The organism is Aggregatibacter segnis ATCC 33393, from assembly GCF_900476035.1.
Lineage (GTDB): Bacteria > Pseudomonadota > Gammaproteobacteria > Enterobacterales > Pasteurellaceae > Aggregatibacter > Aggregatibacter segnis.
Genome location: NZ_LS483443.1, coordinates 1,829,657 through 1,847,715 on the forward strand (window position 1 = coordinate 1,829,657; position 18,059 = coordinate 1,847,715).

Sequence of the window (18,059 nt, forward strand, 5' to 3'; positions counted from 1 at the left end):
ATTATTACATTTTAACAAGAGGAGAAACACTATGAGTAAAGAATTTGATGCAAAACGCAAAGAACTATTAGAAGAACTAAATGACATTTTAAATAATGCTGAAGAGCTTTTTAATGAAAAAAGTGAAGCAGGCGCAGAAGAACTGAAAAAATTGAAAAAAAATTTAAGTTCTCAAATTAAAACAATTAAAGGACAATTTAGTTCTCTTCAAGAAGAAGCCGTTGAAAAAACCAAAGAGGTGATTAAGAACACTGATACTCTAGTACAAGAAAACCCCTACAAAGCCATCGGCACTGCCGCTGTTATCGGGTTATTGCTAGGCGTGCTCATCAGTAAAAAATAGTTGTTACCTACCAAAAGCGTTCTAATGAATAATGGCTGCGTATACTCATTTTCTGCGCAGCCACTTTTAGTTTCAGAGAGCCTTAAGGAGACGGAATGCAAATCATACAAAAAATTAAAAATACATTGATTACAACCCTTGATTTAACACAAATCCGTTTGCAAATGCTTCGGATTGACTTTATCCAGCTAAAAAATTCTTTGTTATCAACTCTTATTATTATACTGTTCTCATTCTTACTTTTATTAATTTCTTTCATCAGTTTATTATTTGGTCTAAATTCCTACCTTTCTCCAGAAAATAAAATCATCGTATTTTTCTCTATCAGTGTTATTGCCCTATTCATTGTTTTTCTTTTAGCCTTTGGTTTATCGCGTTTTTTGAAAAAACAAAAAACATTTATGATGGATACCGTAATAGAAATACAACAAGATATTAGTGCATTAAAAAATATTATAGGTAAATCCAAACAAGAGTAGGAGAAGTGATAATGCGTTTAGAAGAAGAAAAAGAACTTTTAGTACTCAAGGGCAATATATTGCGACTTAAATTACGTTCACAGGGTAATACGACAAAACGGGAAATCTCATCTCCTCTCCAGAATATAAATTTCTTAGGTTCAGTGTTAAATCAACCCCTAATACGTTCTTTACTATTTACGGCAGTAAGTAAAAAAATGTTTACCGCCCGCAGTATTATTGTTACTGGATTTGGCTTAGTTACGCTCTATGCACTTGGCAAACATAGTCAGCATAATCAATCTGAATAAATTAGCTTTTAATAAATCACCCTAACATATCGGAACACTTACTCTGATAATTGCTCCTATAAGGCAAAACAAGTATAATTTCGCCAATTTTTTCACTAAAACAAACAGGAATAATTATGGGTTTCTTAACAGGTAAACGTATTTTAGTCACAGGTCTCGCCAGCAATCGTTCTATCGCCTACGGCATCGCAAAAGCGATGAAAGAGCAAGGCGCAGAATTAGCGTTCACTTATTTAAATGAAAAATTACAACCGCGTGTTGAAGAATTTGCCAAAGAATTCGGCGCAAACATCGTTCTTCCATTAGACGTTGCTACTGATGAAAGCATTCAAAACTGTTTCGCAGAATTAAGCAAACATTGGAATAAATTCGATGGTTTCGTACACGCTATCGCATTCGCACCGGGCGATCAATTAGACGGCGACTATGTGAATGCGGCAACCCGCGAAGGTTATCGCATTGCCCACGACATCAGCGCATACAGCTTCGTGGCAATGGCGCAAGCGGCACGTCCATATTTGAATCCTAACGCAGCATTATTAACCCTTTCTTACTTAGGTGCAGAACGTGCCATTCCAAACTACAACGTGATGTGTTTAGCCAAAGCCTCTCTTGAAGCGGCAACCCGTGTGATGGCAGCTGATTTAGGCAAAGACGGCATTCGTGTGAACGCCATTTCTGCAGGCCCGATTCGTACCTTAGCGGCTTCCGGCATTAAAAACTTCAAGAAAATGTTGGCAACCTTCGAGAAAACCGCTGCATTACGCCGTACCGTGACTATCGAAGATGTAGGCAACTCCGCAGCGTTCTTATGCTCTGATTTAGCCTCCGGGATCACCGGTGAAATCGTCCATGTTGATGCAGGCTTCAGCATCACCGCCATGGGCGAACTAGGCGAAGAATAATTTTTTCTTCCTTTATTTATCGGCAGGTTTTTTAACCTGCCTTTTCTATTTGTAAAGCGGAGTTCACTCCGCCATTTTATGATGATTTCGGCAGGCTCCAGTCTGCCCTACGATAAAAATAATTATGTTCCAAGACAACCCATTACTCGCACAACTCAAACAACAAATTCATGACAGCAAAGAACGTGTAGAAGGCACAGTAAAAGGCTCCGATAAAGCCTATGGTTTTTTAGAATGTGATAAAAAAAGCTACTTTATCACGCCACCTGCCATGAAAAAAGTCATGCACGGCGATAAGATCAGTGCCACGATCGAAAAACAAGGCGATAAAGAACAAGCCGAACCGGAGGCCTTAATCGAGCCGATGCTTACCCGTTTTATCGCGAAAGTGCGATTCAATAAAAACAAGAAATTGCAGGTGCTTGTTGATCACCCTAACATCAATCAGCCCATTGGCGCCGCGCAAAGCAAAGCTGTCAAAGAAGAATTACAGGAAGGCGATTGGGTTGTGGCAACCTTAAAAACACACCCTTTGCGTGACGATCGTTTTTTCTATGCGCAAATCACTCAATTTATTTGCCACGCCGAAGATGAACTGGCACCTTGGTGGGTGACACTTGCGCGTCACGAACAACCGCGTGAACCGGTGCAAGGACAAGATCAGTATGAAATACAAGATCAAGAAACGCGCGAAAATCTGACCGCACTTCACTTCGTCACCATCGACTCTGAAACAACACAGGACATGGACGATGCCTTGTATATTGAGCCTATCACCTCAAACAGTGAACAAACCGGCTGGCAATTAGTGGTGGCCATTGCCGACCCAACGGCTTACATCAGTTTAAATTCACAAATCGAAAAAGACGCCAAACAACGTTGTTTTACCAATTATCTGCCCGGCTTCAATATTCCGATGTTGCCGCGCGAACTTTCCGATGAGCTTTGTTCCTTAAAACCCCACGAAACCCGTCTGGCATTGGTTTGCTACATTCAAACGGACTTACAGGGCAACATCAGCGCGCCAGCAAAATTTGTGTTAGCCGATGTGCAATCAAAAGATAAATTGACGTATAACCAAGTTTCCGATTACTTAGAAGGCAAAGACAATGCTTGGCAGCCGGAAAATCCGGAAACGGCACAGCAAATTCACTGGTTGCACCAATTTACCCTGACCAGAACGCAATGGCGCAAAACTCACGCCCTGCTTTTTAAAGAAAAACCGGATTATTCTTTCGTGCTGGCAGAAAACGGCAAAGTGCAAGAAATTAAAGCGGAATACCGTCGTATTGCCAACCAAATCGTGGAAGAATCCATGATTATCGCGAATATCTGCGCTGCCCAATTTTTACATGAAAACCTGCAATGCGGCATTTTCAACACACACAGCGGATTCGATAAAAAATTCTTGGAAAACGCCCACAATTTCTTGTTAGCTAATTTAGCCAATGATGAAAACAAAGCGGAATTACAAAGTCGTTATGCACCAGAAAATTTGGCAACCTTAAAAGGTTACTGCCAAATGCGCCATGATATTGAACCGATTGAAGGGGATTATTTGGAATTCCGTTTGCGTCGTTTCCTCACTTTTGCAGAATTTAAAGCGGAATTGGCACCGCACTTTGGCCTGGGCTTAAACGGCTACGCCACGTGGACGTCGCCAATTCGAAAATATTCAGATATGGTGAACCATCGCTTAATCAAAGCCCATTTAGCGGGCCGAGATTTTGCGAAACCGGAAGAAAGCGTACTCGCGCGTTTACAAGAAGCCCGTCGCCAAAATCGTTTGGTGGAACGTGATATTGCAGACTGGTTATATTGCCGTTATTTGGCGGATAAAGTCGCTGAAAAACCGGAATTTGAAGCGGAAGTGCAAGATGTGAGCCGCGGTGGTTTACGCGTGTTACTTCTGGAAAATGGTGCATCCATGTTTATTCCGGCATCAACCTTACACGACAATAAAGACGAGGTCGCCATTAATACCGATGAAATTGCTTTTTATGTGAAAGATCAGCGTCAATACAAAATCGGCGATATCTTGCGTGTACAGTTAACCGAAGTCCGTGAAGACACACGCAGCATTGTCGGCGTAGTGATTAAATAAAAAAGTGCGGTAGGTTTTACAGATGTTTTATAAAACACCATAAAAAATCACCGCACTTGCTATAAAAAATCCTGCTTAAACATCAAGCTTAAGCAGGATTTTCTTTTATGCAGGCTATGTTTTAGTTTGCACAAGTTTGGCAAGCGGCTTGGAACATCCAAACTAATTTTTCTTGCTCTTTAATGTAATCACTCATTTGTGAAGCGGTGCCTTCGTCATCGGCATCCCCAGCCAACGCGAGAATTTCACGTTGTTGTGTCAGCAACACTTTGAAACCTTCTAAAGTGCCTCTTAAACAAGCTGCCGCACTGCTCACTGCAATTTCTTCTTTAATACGGGAATGGCTCAAATATTGGCTAAATGCGTTGTTCGGCGTATAACCTAAGGTCAAAATACGTTCTGCGACTTCATCCACTTTTTCCACAAGATCAGTATAAATTTCTTCAAATTTTGCATGTAATTCAAAGAAATTCACGTCTTTGATATTCCAGTGATATCCACGTACGTTGGTATAAAACACTTGGTAAGTGGCCAATAATTCATTTAATTTTGTCGCTAAGACTTCAGATTTTGCAGTATCTAAACCAATCATTGTTTTTGACATAATGTGTTCTCCTATACTTTGTTAATTTATAAAAGATGAACGATTTAAACCTCAAACCGTTCGTTTTTGTTGGCGTAAGTATAGAAAAAAGCACATAATAGCGCCAATTGTTACACCGAATAGAATTGATAGATAATAAAAATTAAAAAATCAAAAAACAATTTTTAAAAGCTATCAAAAAGGAATATAAATGACAGACACAACTCAAGAAACAATTTCCACGCAAAAAAACACACGGAAAAAAGCCCTAAGTATTTTCTTCGTTATCCTCATTCTTATCACCGTTCTCACCGGATTATATTGGTTCTTTTTTATTAAAAATTACCAAACCACCGAAGACGCTTACGTGAGTGGCAATCAAGTCATGATTTCCTCGCAAATTGCTGGAAATGTGCGACAAATTAATGCAGAAAACATGGATTTTGTGCACGCGGGAGATGTATTACTTGAGTTGGATGACACTGATTATCAACTGAGTTTCAATCAAGCGCAAAGTACCTTAGCAAGTGCAGTACGCCAAATTTCCCAGCTGGGCTATACCGTTAAACAACTGGAAGCAACGGTTCAAGCCAACCAAACGGCGTTGACGAAAGCACAAGGCGATTTAGCGCGCCGTGAACTGTTAGGGAAAAGCGGAGCGATTGATAAAGAATCGCTACAACACGCGAGAGAAGCAGTAATGACAGCGGAAGCTAACTTAAAAGCCGTGAAAAACCAACTTGCTGCCAATAAATCTTTATTAATGAATGTGCCGCTGAAAGAACAGCCGGAAATTCAAAAAGCCATCAGTTCGGTCAAACAGGCATGGCTCAATTTACAACGCACCAAAATCACCAGCCCGGTCGATGGCTATGTGGCGCGCCGAAGCGCGCAAGTGGGACAAAAAGTTGCCGTGGGTAGCGCGCTAATGGCGATTGTTTCCAACGAACAAATGTGGGTAGATGCCAATTTCAAGGAAACGCAATTAAAAGACATGCGCATCGGTCAACCGGTGAAATTATCCTTTGATTTATACGGTCATGACGTGAAATTTGACGGCAAAGTAGAAGGTATCGAAATGGGTACCGGCAGCGCATTTTCTTTGCTCCCTGCCCAAAATGCCACCGGTAACTGGATCAAAGTGGTGCAACGCGTGCCAGTTCGTATTAGCCTAGATGCACAACAAATTGCTAACTACCCTTTGCGTATGGGCTTATCTACCTTGGTTGAAGTGAATATTTCAGATACCCGTGGTGAAATGTTGTCGCAACAAAAACGTACTGCGCCGCTCTATTCCACCAATACGTTGAATTATGATCAAAGTGCGGTGGAAAATCTCATCGAAAAAATTATTCGCGATAACACAAACTAAGGCTTGCCCATCATGCAAAAACCCATTGAAGGTGCTGCCCTTGGCATCATTACGTTAGCGCTGTCTCTTGCCACGTTCATGCAAGTATTGGATTCCACCATTGCAAACGTGGCGATCCCCACGATTTCGGGCGATCTCGGCTCATCGTTCAGCCAAGGCACTTGGGTGATTACCTCTTTCGGCGTCGCCAATGCCATTTCTATTCCCATTACCGGCTGGCTTGCCAAACGTTTCGGGGAAGTAAAATTATTCCTCATTTCCACCGCACTTTTTGTTTTAGCCTCTTGGCTATGCGGCATTTCTCATAGTTTGGAAATGTTAATTTTATGCCGTATTTTCCAAGGCTTGGCGGCAGGTCCGATTATTCCGCTGTCTCAGAGTTTGCTACTCAATAACTATCCTCTGGAAAAACGGGGCATGGCATTGGCATTTTGGGCAATGACCATAGTAGTTGCACCGATTTTCGGTCCCATTCTCGGCGGTTGGATCAGTGATAATTTACATTGGGGGTGGATCTTCTTTATTAATGTGCCCGTTGGACTGTTCATTATCAGTACCAGTTGGAAAATATTAATGCCACGAGAAAGTAAAATTCAGCACCAACCGATTGATACGGTGGGATTAGTCTTATTGGTTTTGGGTGTAGGCTGCTTGCAATTAATGCTAGATCAAGGGCGTGAGCAGGATTGGTTCAACTCCACTGAAATCATCATTCTTGCCGTTATTTCCGCGGTAACCTTAACCGCACTTGTCATTTGGGAACTGACGGATGACAACCCGGTAGTAGATATTTCCCTATTCAAGCAACGCAATTTCACTGTGGGCTGTTTGTCCACCAGCTTGGCATTTTTAATTTACCTCGGCTCAGTGGTGTTAATTCCCTTGTTGCTGCAACAGGTTTTTGGCTACACCGCCACTTGGGCAGGTTTAGCATCCGCCCCCGTAGGACTATTCCCGATTTTGTTATCCCCTCTTATCGGTAAGTTTGGACATAAAATCGATATGCGTATTTTGGTCACCGTCAGCTTTGTGGTCTATGCCATTACCTTTTATTGGCGTGCCGTTACCTTTGAGCCGGGAATGAGTTTTGCCGATGTAGCACTGCCGCAAATGGTGCAAGGGTTAGCCGTCGCCTGTTTTTTCATGCCACTTACGACTATTACGCTGTCCGATTTACCGGCACACAAAATGGCATCCGCCTCAAGCTTGTTTAACTTTTTGCGTACCCTTGCCGGATCCATCGGTACTTCCCTTACTACATTCTTGTGGTATAACCGTGAAGCCGTTCACCACTCACAGCTGACTGAAGCCATTACGCCGTATAACCCTACTGCACAACAGTATTACCAGATGATGGAGCGTTTCGGTCTGGGTGAAGAACAAACTTCTTCCCTGCTTGCCCGCAACATTACATCGCAAGGTTTTATCATCGGCGCCAACGAGATTTTTTGGTTATCCGCCGTGCTGTTTTTGGCATTATTTATTTTGGTCTGGTTTGCCAAACCGCCTTTTGGGAGCCGCCGCTAAAGTGCGGTCCAAAAAAGAAATATTTTTCACTTTTATTTACAAATCAATAACAAACACCTATAGTAATGCGCGTTAGTCGGGGTGCTCCGTTGGCTTAAATAACGGAGCTGAGAAATACCCGTGAACCTGATACAGTTAGCACTGACGTAGGAAACTAATGCACTTCACTCTGCTTCCATGGCTTCTTTCAGCCTATTTCCCCGTTTAGTTGTTAGCTGGTTTTGTTTTTCAATCTCACCAAGGATTAAATCAATGACCAAGCTTTCTAAAAATTATTCACCACTAAAAACATCCTTAAAAACAACCGCACTTTGCTTACTTCCAATGCTGTTTTATACACAAAACGCCCAAGCGGAAGGCAAACTGACCATTTATTGCAGCGTACAAAATGTCACCTGCGAAAAAGTTACGAAACGCTTTGCCGAAAAATACAACGTCGATGCCCAATTTGTACGAAACAGTACTGGCACCGTACTCGGTAAAATCAAAGCAGAAAAAGAAAATCCACAAGCAGATGTGTGGTTTGGTGGCACATTTGAACCGCACTTACAAGCCGCCGATCAAGGTTTGCTCGCGACATACCGCTCACCATTACAAAAAAATATCATGCCGCAATTTAAGAAATTAATGGATGAACGAGGTGATTACACATCGATCATTTATTTAATGGAAGTCGCCATTGGCGTGAATACGGAAAAATTAAAACAGCTCAATATTCCGGAACCAAAATGCTTTGCCGATTTGCTCAAACCGGAATTCAAAAATCAAATTCAATATGCCGATCCCCGCGTATCCGGCACGGGCTATTCTTTTCTGACGACATTAGTGCAGCTTTGGGGCGAAGAAAAAGCATTTGATTACTTGAAAAAACTCAATGCGAACGTGGCGCAATATTCCAAAAGCGGCTTAGCCACCGGCAACTTAGCCACCGGCGAAGTGGGCGTTGATATTGCCTTTATGCACGGCTATGTGCGTGAAAAAGACAAAGGCGCACCGGTAAAAGGCATTTTACCTTGTGAAGGCGTGGGCTACACGTTAGGGTCGGTAAGCATCATCAAAGGCGCACGTAATCTAGAAAATGCCAAACACTTCGTGGACTTCGTTCTCGACACCGAAGCGCAAGAAATCCCATGGCGTGAGTCCGACTCTTACCAAATCCCCGCCAACATCCATGCGAAAGCGTCCCCAAAAGCCAGCGATCCAAGCAAATTAAAATTATTGGATATTGACTTCATCCGCTTTGGCGCCGACGCAGAAAGCAAACGCTTAATTGAGCGTTGGGTTGAAACAGTCAAAGGAGAAAAATAGCTGAGAAAAAAGTGCGGTGGAAATTTTAATCGTTTACAGATTATATCGCATAGGATATAAAACATAAATTATACTTTACAAGATATAAAAAAGCTTTATACTTCATAGCGTATAAAATAATTTCTATACGCTATAGCGTATGAGGAGTCACAATGGTTATCACCACCGCAAAAATGCTTTCTCATGTAATTCGGGAATTTCGCTATCAAGGCGATCTGTCACAAACTGATGTTGCTAAACTCGCCGGAACGACCCAAGCCCGAATTTCAGCGTTTGAGAATGAGCCGGAGCGTACTAAATTAGAAACGCTATTTAAAATTCTGGCAGGACTAGAACTAGAGCTTATTGTGCAACCACGCAAAAAGTCATCTAATACCGCTCTCTCAATTAAGGAGCCAACAGCAACATACGATGACGATGAGGCATGGTGATGAGTAACTCGATTCTAAACGTCGCCATGAATGGCTTGTTAGTCGGTGAATGGCGAAAACTCACCAGTGGCGCAACCGAATTTCAGTATGCGGAAAAATGGCTTGAATCTGTTCGCTCGCGCCCTATTTCATTGTCACTGCCCTTGTCGCACAAAATTTATCGAGGAGATTCCGTTTACAATTTCTTCGATAATCTCCTCCCGGACAATGAGCAGATCCGTTCACGCATTCAGCAACGTTTTCAAACCTCAACAAAATCCCCATTTGATTTACTTTCGGCGATTGGACAGGATTGTATCGGCGCAATTCAGCTTTATCAGGGTGAGAACCGGTCGGTACGTCAAATTTATGCAGAACCGTTAAATGACAAAGAGGTGGAAAACGTGCTGAAAAACTACCGCACTTTTCCTCTTGGTATGGAAGAAAGCGAGGATTTCCGAATTTCTTTAGCCGGCGCTCAGGAAAAAACAGCGCTGCTTTATTATCAAAATCAATGGCAGCGCCCTTTGCATTCCACCGCGACCAGCCATATTTTTAAACTCCCGATTGGTATGGTGGCACAAGGGCAACTTGATCTTTCCGGTAGCTGTGAAAATGAATGGCTTTGCTTGAATATTATGAAAGCCTTCGGTTTGCCGGTTCCTCGAAGCCAAATTCAGTATTTCGGTGAAATGAAAGTGCTGATTGTGGAGCGCTTCGATCGCCGTTGGTCTGAAAATAGAAGTTGGCTAATTCGTTTACCACAGGAGGATATGTGCCAAGCACTCAACATTGCCCCTGCGCGAAAATATGAAAATGACGGCGGGCCGAGCATTCTTCAAATTATGTCGCTTCTCAAGGGTTCATCCAACGCCCAAGCAGATCGCAAGCAGTTTTTTAAAGCGCAAATTATTTTCTGGCTGCTTTGTGCCATTGACGGCCATGGCAAAAATTTCAGTCTATTTTTGGAACAAGAGAATCGCTATCGTCTAACGCCTTTTTATGACGTGATGTCCGCCTATCCGCTCATCAACCACAACGGACTACAAAAACAAAAAGTCAAAATGGCAATGGCGTGGCACGGCAAAAATAAACATTATTTATGGGATAAAATACAACCCCGCCACATTTTCAACACCGCTAAACTCGCAGGCTTGTCAAAGGAAACAGTTGAAGACGTTTTGCATGAGATCAGTGCGCTATATCGAAGAGTCAGTGAAATAAATACCCATGGATTGCCTGATGAAATTGTGGAGCCAATTTTAATGGGATTGGAAATGCAGATGAAAAAGATAAGTTAAAAAAGTGCGGTGGAAATTCACCGCACTTTTACTATAAATAACCAAAACCTCATTATAAAAACTGTAATAAAACAATTTTTACTTTCTTTTTAATGGAAAAATCCAAACATTTCGCAACAATCCATTCTTATCTTTTTGTTTTTCTTGGTAAGGTTCATCTGCCAAATAAACTTCACCAATATAGCTATATTTTTTAGGCTCAAATACCTCAAAAAGGTGGACCTTAACTCCATTTGTTCTTGATTCTACTAGAGTTTTATTTTGTTGAAAATCAAGCTGTTGTTCACCTTCCGCTCCCATTCCTGTATAATGTAACGTATCACCTTTCCATACGTCGTCATAAAGGTGTTTAGTATGATCAAAAATAAGAACTAAAGAATTAGTTTTCTTAGAACGACGCATTCCACCAGCATTCCCACATTTAAATACATCCATTAACTCTTGATTTGTTAATACAGTATCAATTCTTAGCATTTTTAAAATCCTCAATAATTTTCTTTGCTATTGGAATATCAGCTGGCAATAGCTGATAACTTAATAACTCATTATATTTTACCCATTTCAGACCATTATGAACTATTAAATTAGGTTCACCAGAAACAATACGGCAATAAAAAGCAGTTAAATTAACAGATATATTAGGATAATGATGTATAGCATCTAAACAGTAAGATTCAACTTTAACAAGAACATTTAACTCTTCTTTTAATTCTCTGATAAGAGCCTGTTCGGCATTTTCATCTTTTTCTAACTTTCCACCCGGAAATTCCCATCCTGAAAAAATCTTATCTGTTGATATTCTTTCAGTTAGAAGAATTTCTTTTCTATCATTCAAAATAATTCCAGCAGAAACACTAATTATGTTCATATTTTTCCTGAAAAAAAGTAGGCATGATGCCTACTTTTTATGTTTTGTTACAACGCCTCAATCGCCTTATACTGCTCACGAATTTTTTCTAATCCGGATTGGTATTCGGCTTGTTTTTCGCGTTCTTTGGCGATAACCGCTTCTGGGGCTTTGGCGACGAAAGCTTCGTTGCTGAGTTTGCTTTCGATGCGTTTAACTTCGTTTTGATATTTTTCAATCTCTTTAGTTAAACGAGCAAGCTCGGCTTCTTTATTGATGAAACCTGCCATCGGCACGAGGATTTCGGTGTTGCCGACTAACTTCGCCACAGCTAACGGCGCTTGTTCACCCTCTTTAAGCACGCTGACGCTATCTAATTTCGCCATGGCTTGTAAAAGTGCGGTCTGTTTTTCCAGTATTTTTTGCTCATCGGCTGGAATATTACGGAATAACAGATCGAGGCCTTTACTTGGTGCGATGTTGCTCTCGGCACGGATGTTACGCACGGCAACAATCACCTCTTTGAGCCAGTTGATCTCTGTTTCAGCCTCAGTATCAAAAGCGCTCTCTTCCACTCGTGGGAAAGGTTGCAACATGATGCTGTCGGCGGTGATACCCATGAATCCTTTCACTTTTTGCCAAATTTCTTCAGTAATAAATGGCATGAGCGGGTGTGCTAAACGCAACAATTTTTCCAACACATGAACCAAAGTTTGGCTTGCTGCACGAATTTGCGCTGCGTTGCCGTTGGCAAATACCGGTTTGGTGAGTTCCAAATACCAGTCGCAGAATTGGTTCCAAGTGAATTCATAAATCGCATTGGCACAAAGGTCGAAACGATATTGGCTTAATGCGCTGCGGAACGTTTCTACTGTGCGATTGAATTCGGATTGAATCCAACGGTCTGCCACGGAGAATTCAATTTCGCCTTGGCTTAAATCTAATTTGTCATTGGTGAGAACGAAGCGGCTTGCGTTCCACAATTTATTACAGAAGTTACGGTAGCCTTCTAGGCGTTTCATATCCCAGTTGATATCGCGACCATTTGAAGCCAACGCAGCTAATGTGAAACGCAATGCATCCGTACCGTGAGCGGCAATACCCTCAGCAAATTCTTTACGGGTCGCTTTGGCGATTTTCTCTGCCAATTGCGGCTGCATCATGTTGCCGGTGCGTTTTTCAAGTAAATCTTCAAGGCTGATGCCATCAATCATATCGATTGGATCGAGCACGTTACCTTTCGATTTCGACATTTTTTGACCTTGTTCATCACGGATCAAGCCTGTTACGTAAACCGTTTTAAACGGCACTTGTGGTTTGCCATTTTCATCTTTTATGAAGTGCATCGTAAACATAATCATACGCGCAACCCAGAAGAAGATGATGTCGAAGCCGGTGATTAACACATCCGTAGGGTGGAACATTTTGAGTTCTTTGGTTTGCTCCGGCCAACCTAAGGTAGAGAACGTCCACAAGCCTGATGAGAACCACGTGTCTAATACGTCTTCATCTTGTTTGAGTTCAACCGCAGAATCTAAGTTATATTTTGACCGCACTTCAGCTTCGTTGCGCGCGACATACACGTTGCCTTCCGCGTCATACCACGCTGGAATACGGTGTCCCCACCAAAGTTGGCGAGAGATACACCAATCTTGAATATCGCGCATCCAAGAGAAATAAAGGTTTTCGTATTGTTTCGGTACGAATTGGATTTCGCCGTCTTCCACCGCTTTGATTGCTACATCAGCAAGCGGTTTCACGCTCACATACCATTGGTCGGTTAACATCGGCTCAATCGGCACGCCGCCACGGTCGCCATAAGGCACTTTTAAATCATGCGGTTTAATTTCATCTAATAAACCAAGCGCTTCAAAATCTGCCACGATTTTCTTACGTGCAGCGAAACGCTCTAAGCCACGATAATCGGCTGGCATAACATATCCTTCAGAGGAACTGACAGCGTAAAAACTTGGTGAACTATATATTTTTTCACCATTCGAATAAGTTACATTTTCTTTTGGTTTTTCTTGATAAGTTAAAACTTCTGCCTCATTACGAATATGGGCATTTAGAGTAAAGATATTAACCATTGGCAATTTATGACGATCACCCACTTCATAGTCATTAAAGTCGTGCGCAGGGGTGATTTTCACTACACCGGTACCGAATTCACGATCCACATATTCATCGGCAATAATCGGAATTTCACGGTTAGCCAGTGGCAGAACGACCGTTTTACCAATTAGAGATTGATAACGCTCATCTTCCGGATGAACCGCAACCGCCGTATCGCCCAACATGGTTTCCGGACGCGTGGTTGCTACGACTAAATACTCTTTACCATCTGCCGTTTTCGCACCGTTGGCTAACGGATAACGGAAATGCCAAAGGGAACCTTTGCTCTCTTTGTTTTCCACTTCTAAATCAGAAATCGCGGTGTGAAGTTTTGGATCCCAGTTTACTAAGCGTTTGCCACGGTAAATCAAACCTTCTTCATGCAAGCGAACAAACACTTCTTTTACCGCATTGGATAAACCGTCGTCCATGGTGAAGCGCTCACGTTCCCAGTCGATGGAGTTACCTAAACGGCGCATTTGTTGGCTGATTGTGCCGCCTGAATAGGCTTTCCAATCCCAAATTTTGTTGATGAACGCTTCGCGGCCATAATCGTGGCGGGTTTTACCTTCTTCTGCGGCGATTTTACGCTCCACCACCATTTGGGTTGCGATACCCGCGTGGTCTGTCCCCGCTTGCCATAAGGTGTTATGCCCTTCCATACGGTTAAAACGGATTAAAGTATCCATTAAGGTTTGTTGGAAAGCGTGCCCCATGTGTAAAGAACCTGTGACGTTCGGTGGCGGAATCGCAATGCAATAGCTCGGCGCATTTTCATTTTCAGACGGTTTAAAATAACCGCTCTCTTCCCAATGTTGATAAAGGGCTTGTTCTACCGCAGACGGATTAAAACGGTCTGCCATTTCGAATTTTTGTGTCATTTATTTATTCTCTTTTAGTAAGATTCAACTTATTTATTGGACCATTTATAAAAATACTATGAAAAGCTTTCCCAAAAATCACTATCTAATTTCTTAATGCTAAAAATTTTTTGTGGCTGAACACCTAATTCATATTCATAAATATATTTAGCCAATAAATCTCCATTAATCAAAACAATTTTTGCTTTTGAAAAATTTTGAACATATTTTACAGCCTCATTTGAGAATTTTGCAGTAGTCACAAAAATACCTTTTGTTGCATTTCCTTGTAAACCAAGCAATGTTCCTATAAATCGTTGAATATCAGGTTGCCCTATTGATACATCTTTTTGATAACGTTTTGCTTGTACATAAATTTGTTCAAATCCTAGAACATCACTTTTTATAATCCCATCAATTCCACCATCTCGACTTAATTGTGTAATCTCACCATCCCCATACCCCATTTTTTGAAACAGTTCGATAACAATTTTTTCAAAAGCTACTGGAGATTTGCTTAAAAGCACTTCGAGAATCTCATTATAAATCTCTTTTCTAATAGCTAAATAAGACTTTTCTAACTGTTCAAGTGGATTCACCTCAAGCTCAACAATTTGTTGCGTAATTTCTTCTTTTTCTTGCTCCGATGAAGTATCAAACTTTCTTAAGTAGTTTTCTCTAATATATTTTAAAATATCATCACTAGAGGCATATAAAAGCTGAATACCTAAATCAGAGACAAAATATAATCTTTTATCTTTTACCTTCTCAAAAGATATCAAACCTGACTTATCTAAATCATTTAATTTCCACAAAACAGTATTTTCAAAAATCTTAGCATTACTTACTTCATATCTACGATTCAGGAAATCATTATCTAAATTAAAATATTCAGCTAATTTACTAATAATAGAAGATTTATCTAAATTTGGATTTGTTTTAAGTATATTTAAGATGGGATTTAATAAATCTTTTGTTTTATTGTAAGTTCTCATATTTCCCCTCTATCAAACCAAACGTAACTACATAAAGCAGCCCTTCACTCGGATAAATACTCCGAATCACTTCTTTCAACTCATCCAATCCCATATTCTCCTGCTTCGCATGTTGTTCTGTCAGTTCATCAAGGGTAATTGGCGACACACTTAACACTTCAACAGTGCAGAAATATTGATTATCTTCAAACCGCCCCACTCGCAGAATATCGCCCGCTTTAAAATGGCTTTCGGATTTATCACGAATGGTGATGGTTTTGCGCCCGGCGAGAATATCGGCTTCAAAGCGTTGGTAGAAAGTAATGTCGTTCATAAAAGTGCGGTCAGTTTTTTAAGTGTTTTTTGTAACCATCCCCCTCTTTGGCAAAGAGGGGTTAGGGGAGATTCGGCAGAAGTTATATCAACCTCATAAAGAAATTCACGCTTGTTATCAAATCTCCCCCAGTTCCTCTTTTCTAAAGAGGGGCGTTTTTTTATATCGTTATACCTGCTCCGTACTCAACGCCCAGCCTAACTGTCTCAGTTGTTTATAACGCTCACGCGCCAAGGCTTTTGGCTGCTCTTCCACAGGAACAAAGTCGATAATTTGGTTAAAGCTATTAATGTATTCCGGCAGTTGCGGTTGCAGATTAATCAGCAAATCACGGCTTTGTGCATTGCGTTTGCCCGTCCAACTAATTTCAATAGGCGTGGCATACGTGGTGGCTTCGCCGGAAAGGTTGTGCGGAACAAACTCGTCAGGTTCTCTTTGCCACAATGCCTCATCAATATTGAGCGCCTGAGCTTCACTTTCACACACCAATAAAACACGTTTTCCTAAACGCCAAGCGGATGCCGCTAAATCGCAAGCAAGGCTTTCCACTGCAGACAAATTTGACCGCGCAGAAGAGCTGTCGGAAAGCAGGTAAAATTGCGCGTTTTTCGGCATAAATAACACGTCCAAATTAGGAAAAATGAATTGCAAGATTTTAGCGGAAATCGGCTAAAATATAAAATGTTAATTTCCGAACCCTTTCGCCGCCAACGGACCGAACTTTATGATCTAAGTCACAAAACCGATTTTCTGTTTGTAATTTCAGTTCATAGATTGGCTTGCCGGTGTTAGAATCCAACAGACTTTTCATTAATAATCAATAAGAGGTAATTACAATGGCATTTCGTATTGAAAAAGACACCATGGGCGAAGTTCAAGTGCCGGCAGACAAATACTGGGCTGCTCAAACCGAACGTTCCCGCAACAATTTCAAAATCGGTCCTGCGGCATCTATGCCACATGAAGTCATCGAAGCCTTTGGTTATTTGAAAAAAGCGGCTGCATTCGCCAACCATGATTTAGGCGTGTTACCTGCTGAAAAACGTGATTTAATCGCACAAGCTTGCGATGAAATTTTAGCAAATAAATTAGACGATCAATTCCCGTTGGTGATTTGGCAAACCGGTTCCGGTACACAATCCAACATGAACGTGAACGAAGTGGTGGCAAACCGCGCTCACGTTTTACACGGTGGCAAATTGGGCGAAAAATCCATTATTCACCCGAATGATGATGTGAACAAATCCCAATCTTCCAACGATACCTTCCCAACCGCAATGCATATTGCCGCATACAAAAAAGTTGTCGAAATCACTATTCCTGCCGTAGAACGTTTACAAAAAACCTTTGCAGCAAAATCTGAAGCCTTTAAAGATGTAGTTAAAATCGGTCGTACGCACTTAATGGATGCCACACCGCTCACACTCGGTCAAGAATTCTCTGCCTATGCCGCGCAATTACACTTCGGTTTACTTGCATTGAAAAATACCCTACCGCACTTACGCCAATTAGCTCTTGGCGGCACGGCTGTGGGTACCGGTTTGAATACACCGAAAGGCTATGATGTGAAAGTGGCTGAATACATTGCTAAATTCACCGGTCTTCCGTTCATCACCGCAGAAAACAAATTTGAAGCCTTGGCAGCACATGATGCTATCGTGGAAACTCACGGTGCATTACGTCAACTTGCTATGAGCTTGTTCAAAATTGCTAACGACATCCGTTTATTGGCGTCCGGCCCGCGCTCCGGTATCGGTGAAATCTTAATTCCGGAAAATGAACCGGGTTCTTCCATCATGCCGGGTAAAGTCAACCCAACCCAATGTGAAGCCATGACCATGGTATGCGCACAAGTGTTTGGTAACGACACCACTATCGCGTTCGTCGGCTCTCAAGGTCACTTCCAATTGAACGTGTTCAATCCGGTAATGATTGCGAACTTCTTACAATCCGCCCAATTGTTGGCAGATGCCTGTGTTTCTTTAGATGAACACTGCGCGACCGGTATCGAACCGAACTTCCCTCGCATTAAACAACAACTTGAAAATTCATTGATGTTGGTCACAGCACTTAATACCCATATCGGTTATGAAAATGCGGCGAAAATTGCGAAAACCGCACACAAAAACGGTACCACCTTACGCGAAGAAGCCATTAATCTTGGCTTAGTTTCTGCGGAAGATTTCGACAAATGGGTGCGTCCGGAAGATATGGTAGGCAGCTTAAAATAACGTGATGCGTTAAATTAAGTTATGAGTAAAGAAGACGGGATCAATTTCCCGTCTTTTTTGCTATAATCGCCCACAT

At 41.7% G+C, this 18,059-nt stretch carries 18 protein-coding genes and 1 riboswitch; of the genes, 11 read left to right on the forward strand and 7 right to left on the reverse strand.

All coding sequences use genetic code 11. The features are described 5' to 3' along the window. The first annotated feature begins 31 nt into the window (after positions 1-31). The 5 genes from DQN58_RS08910 (at position 32) to rnb (ending at position 4,121) form a co-directional block, all read left to right on the forward strand. Positions 32-343 (forward strand): DUF883 family protein, encoded by a 312-nt coding sequence (locus DQN58_RS08910; RefSeq protein WP_006718852.1) that lies wholly within the window; start codon positions 32-34, stop codon positions 341-343. 95 nt (positions 344-438) lie between these two features. After that, entirely contained in the window at positions 439-822 is a 384-nt protein-coding gene (locus DQN58_RS08915; protein ID WP_006718853.1) for a phage holin family protein, read from the forward strand. Positions 823-833: 11 nt separating this feature from the next. Continuing rightward, on the forward strand, positions 834-1,112 hold the full coding sequence (locus tag DQN58_RS08920) for a hypothetical protein (RefSeq protein WP_006718854.1): 279 nt from the start codon (positions 834-836) through the stop codon (positions 1,110-1,112). Positions 1,113-1,228: 116 nt separating this feature from the next. Then, positions 1,229-2,017 (forward strand): enoyl-ACP reductase FabI, encoded by a 789-nt coding sequence (locus DQN58_RS08925; RefSeq protein WP_006718855.1) that lies wholly within the window; start codon positions 1,229-1,231, stop codon positions 2,015-2,017. A 124-nt stretch (positions 2,018-2,141) separates the two neighbouring features. After that, positions 2,142-4,121: an exoribonuclease II gene (rnb, locus tag DQN58_RS08930; protein ID WP_006718856.1), complete on the forward strand. Its 1,980-nt coding sequence runs from the start codon at positions 2,142-2,144 to the stop codon at positions 4,119-4,121. A gap of 121 nt (positions 4,122-4,242) precedes the next feature. On the opposite strand, the gene DQN58_RS08935 is transcribed toward rnb, so the two are convergent. Next, a complete protein-coding gene (locus tag DQN58_RS08935; protein WP_006718857.1) occupies positions 4,243-4,725 on the reverse strand; it encodes a Dps family protein in 483 nt (160 codons plus the stop codon). A 190-nt stretch (positions 4,726-4,915) separates the two neighbouring features. Here DQN58_RS08935 and DQN58_RS08940 point away from each other — a divergent pair, with 190 nt between their 5' ends. From DQN58_RS08940 to DQN58_RS08960, 5 genes are all read left to right on the forward strand, one after another. Continuing rightward, positions 4,916-6,076 (forward strand): EmrA/EmrK family multidrug efflux transporter periplasmic adaptor subunit, encoded by a 1,161-nt coding sequence (locus tag DQN58_RS08940; protein WP_006718859.1) that lies wholly within the window; start codon positions 4,916-4,918, stop codon positions 6,074-6,076. A gap of 9 nt (positions 6,077-6,085) precedes the next feature. Further along, the gene (locus DQN58_RS08945) at positions 6,086-7,603 is read left to right on the forward strand and encodes a DHA2 family efflux MFS transporter permease subunit (protein WP_032998176.1); all 1,518 of its coding nucleotides are present in this window, start codon (positions 6,086-6,088) and stop codon (positions 7,601-7,603) included. Between the two features lie 67 nt (positions 7,604-7,670). Beyond that, positions 7,671-7,773: riboswitch (TPP riboswitch) on the forward strand. Between the two features lie 82 nt (positions 7,774-7,855). Continuing rightward, positions 7,856-8,911: an ABC transporter substrate-binding protein gene (locus tag DQN58_RS08950; RefSeq protein WP_006718863.1), complete on the forward strand. Its 1,056-nt coding sequence runs from the start codon at positions 7,856-7,858 to the stop codon at positions 8,909-8,911. Between the two features lie 152 nt (positions 8,912-9,063). Continuing rightward, positions 9,064-9,342, forward strand: a complete 279-nt coding sequence (locus DQN58_RS08955) for a helix-turn-helix domain-containing protein (RefSeq protein ID WP_006718865.1) — start codon at positions 9,064-9,066, stop codon at positions 9,340-9,342. Continuing rightward, complete coding sequence (locus DQN58_RS08960; RefSeq protein ID WP_081456144.1) at positions 9,342-10,622, forward strand: type II toxin-antitoxin system HipA family toxin; 1,281 nt, start codon at positions 9,342-9,344, stop codon at positions 10,620-10,622. Before DQN58_RS08955 ends, DQN58_RS08960 begins: the two co-directional genes overlap by 1 nt. 78 nt (positions 10,623-10,700) lie before the next feature. Here the strand turns inward: DQN58_RS08960 and DQN58_RS08965 are convergent, their stop codons facing one another. The 6 genes from DQN58_RS08965 to DQN58_RS08990 form a co-directional block, all read right to left on the reverse strand. After that, on the reverse strand, positions 10,701-11,096 hold the full coding sequence (locus tag DQN58_RS08965) for an HNH endonuclease (RefSeq protein ID WP_006718869.1): 396 nt from the start codon (positions 11,094-11,096) through the stop codon (positions 10,701-10,703). Next, on the reverse strand, positions 11,083-11,490 hold the full coding sequence (locus tag DQN58_RS08970) for a (deoxy)nucleoside triphosphate pyrophosphohydrolase (protein WP_006718872.1): 408 nt from the start codon (positions 11,488-11,490) through the stop codon (positions 11,083-11,085). Before DQN58_RS08970 ends, DQN58_RS08965 begins: the two co-directional genes overlap by 14 nt. A gap of 47 nt (positions 11,491-11,537) precedes the next feature. Further along, the gene (locus DQN58_RS08975) at positions 11,538-14,447 is read right to left on the reverse strand and encodes a valine--tRNA ligase (protein WP_407641381.1); all 2,910 of its coding nucleotides are present in this window, start codon (positions 14,445-14,447) and stop codon (positions 11,538-11,540) included. Between the two features lie 74 nt (positions 14,448-14,521). Next, a complete protein-coding gene (locus DQN58_RS08980; protein ID WP_006718876.1) occupies positions 14,522-15,439 on the reverse strand; it encodes a restriction endonuclease in 918 nt (305 codons plus the stop codon). After that, the gene (yqfB, locus tag DQN58_RS08985; RefSeq protein WP_006718878.1) at positions 15,423-15,752 is read right to left on the reverse strand and encodes a N(4)-acetylcytidine aminohydrolase; all 330 of its coding nucleotides are present in this window, start codon (positions 15,750-15,752) and stop codon (positions 15,423-15,425) included. Before yqfB ends, DQN58_RS08980 begins: the two co-directional genes overlap by 17 nt. Before the next feature lie 168 nt (positions 15,753-15,920). Then, positions 15,921-16,367, reverse strand: coding sequence for a DNA polymerase III subunit chi (locus DQN58_RS08990; RefSeq protein WP_006718880.1), 447 nt, complete (start codon positions 16,365-16,367; stop codon positions 15,921-15,923). Between the two features lie 221 nt (positions 16,368-16,588). On the opposite strand from DQN58_RS08990, the gene fumC reads away from it, so the two are divergent. Beyond that, positions 16,589-17,983 carry a class II fumarate hydratase gene (gene fumC / locus DQN58_RS08995; RefSeq protein WP_006718885.1) on the forward strand — a complete coding sequence of 465 codons (1,395 nt, stop codon included), beginning with the start codon at positions 16,589-16,591 and terminating at the stop codon, positions 17,981-17,983. The last annotated feature ends 76 nt before the right edge of the window (positions 17,984-18,059 follow it).

Coding starts and splice junctions, on each gene's coding strand:
- DQN58_RS08910 (WP_006718852.1), top strand. CDS start 32: ATGAGTAAAGAATTTGATGCAAAACGCAAAGAACTATTAGAAGAACTA.
- DQN58_RS08915 (WP_006718853.1), top strand. CDS start 439: ATGCAAATCATACAAAAAATTAAAAATACATTGATTACAACCCTTGAT.
- DQN58_RS08920 (WP_006718854.1), top strand. CDS start 834: ATGCGTTTAGAAGAAGAAAAAGAACTTTTAGTACTCAAGGGCAATATA.
- DQN58_RS08925 (WP_006718855.1), top strand. CDS start 1,229: ATGGGTTTCTTAACAGGTAAACGTATTTTAGTCACAGGTCTCGCCAGC.
- rnb (WP_006718856.1), top strand. CDS start 2,142: ATGTTCCAAGACAACCCATTACTCGCACAACTCAAACAACAAATTCAT.
- DQN58_RS08935 (WP_006718857.1), bottom strand. CDS start 4,725: ATGTCAAAAACAATGATTGGTTTAGATACTGCAAAATCTGAAGTCTTA.
- DQN58_RS08940 (WP_006718859.1), top strand. CDS start 4,916: ATGACAGACACAACTCAAGAAACAATTTCCACGCAAAAAAACACACGG.
- DQN58_RS08950 (WP_006718863.1), top strand. CDS start 7,856: ATGACCAAGCTTTCTAAAAATTATTCACCACTAAAAACATCCTTAAAA.
- DQN58_RS08955 (WP_006718865.1), top strand. CDS start 9,064: ATGGTTATCACCACCGCAAAAATGCTTTCTCATGTAATTCGGGAATTT.
- DQN58_RS08960 (WP_081456144.1), top strand. CDS start 9,342: ATGAGTAACTCGATTCTAAACGTCGCCATGAATGGCTTGTTAGTCGGT.
- DQN58_RS08965 (WP_006718869.1), bottom strand. CDS start 11,096: ATGCTAAGAATTGATACTGTATTAACAAATCAAGAGTTAATGGATGTA.
- DQN58_RS08970 (WP_006718872.1), bottom strand. CDS start 11,490: ATGAACATAATTAGTGTTTCTGCTGGAATTATTTTGAATGATAGAAAA.
- DQN58_RS08975 (WP_407641381.1), bottom strand. CDS start 14,447: ATGGCAGACCGTTTTAATCCGTCTGCGGTAGAACAAGCCCTTTATCAA.
- DQN58_RS08980 (WP_006718876.1), bottom strand. CDS start 15,439: ATGAGAACTTACAATAAAACAAAAGATTTATTAAATCCCATCTTAAAT.
- yqfB (WP_006718878.1), bottom strand. CDS start 15,752: ATGAACGACATTACTTTCTACCAACGCTTTGAAGCCGATATTCTCGCC.
- DQN58_RS08990 (WP_006718880.1), bottom strand. CDS start 16,367: ATGCCGAAAAACGCGCAATTTTACCTGCTTTCCGACAGCTCTTCTGCG.
- fumC (WP_006718885.1), top strand. CDS start 16,589: ATGGCATTTCGTATTGAAAAAGACACCATGGGCGAAGTTCAAGTGCCG.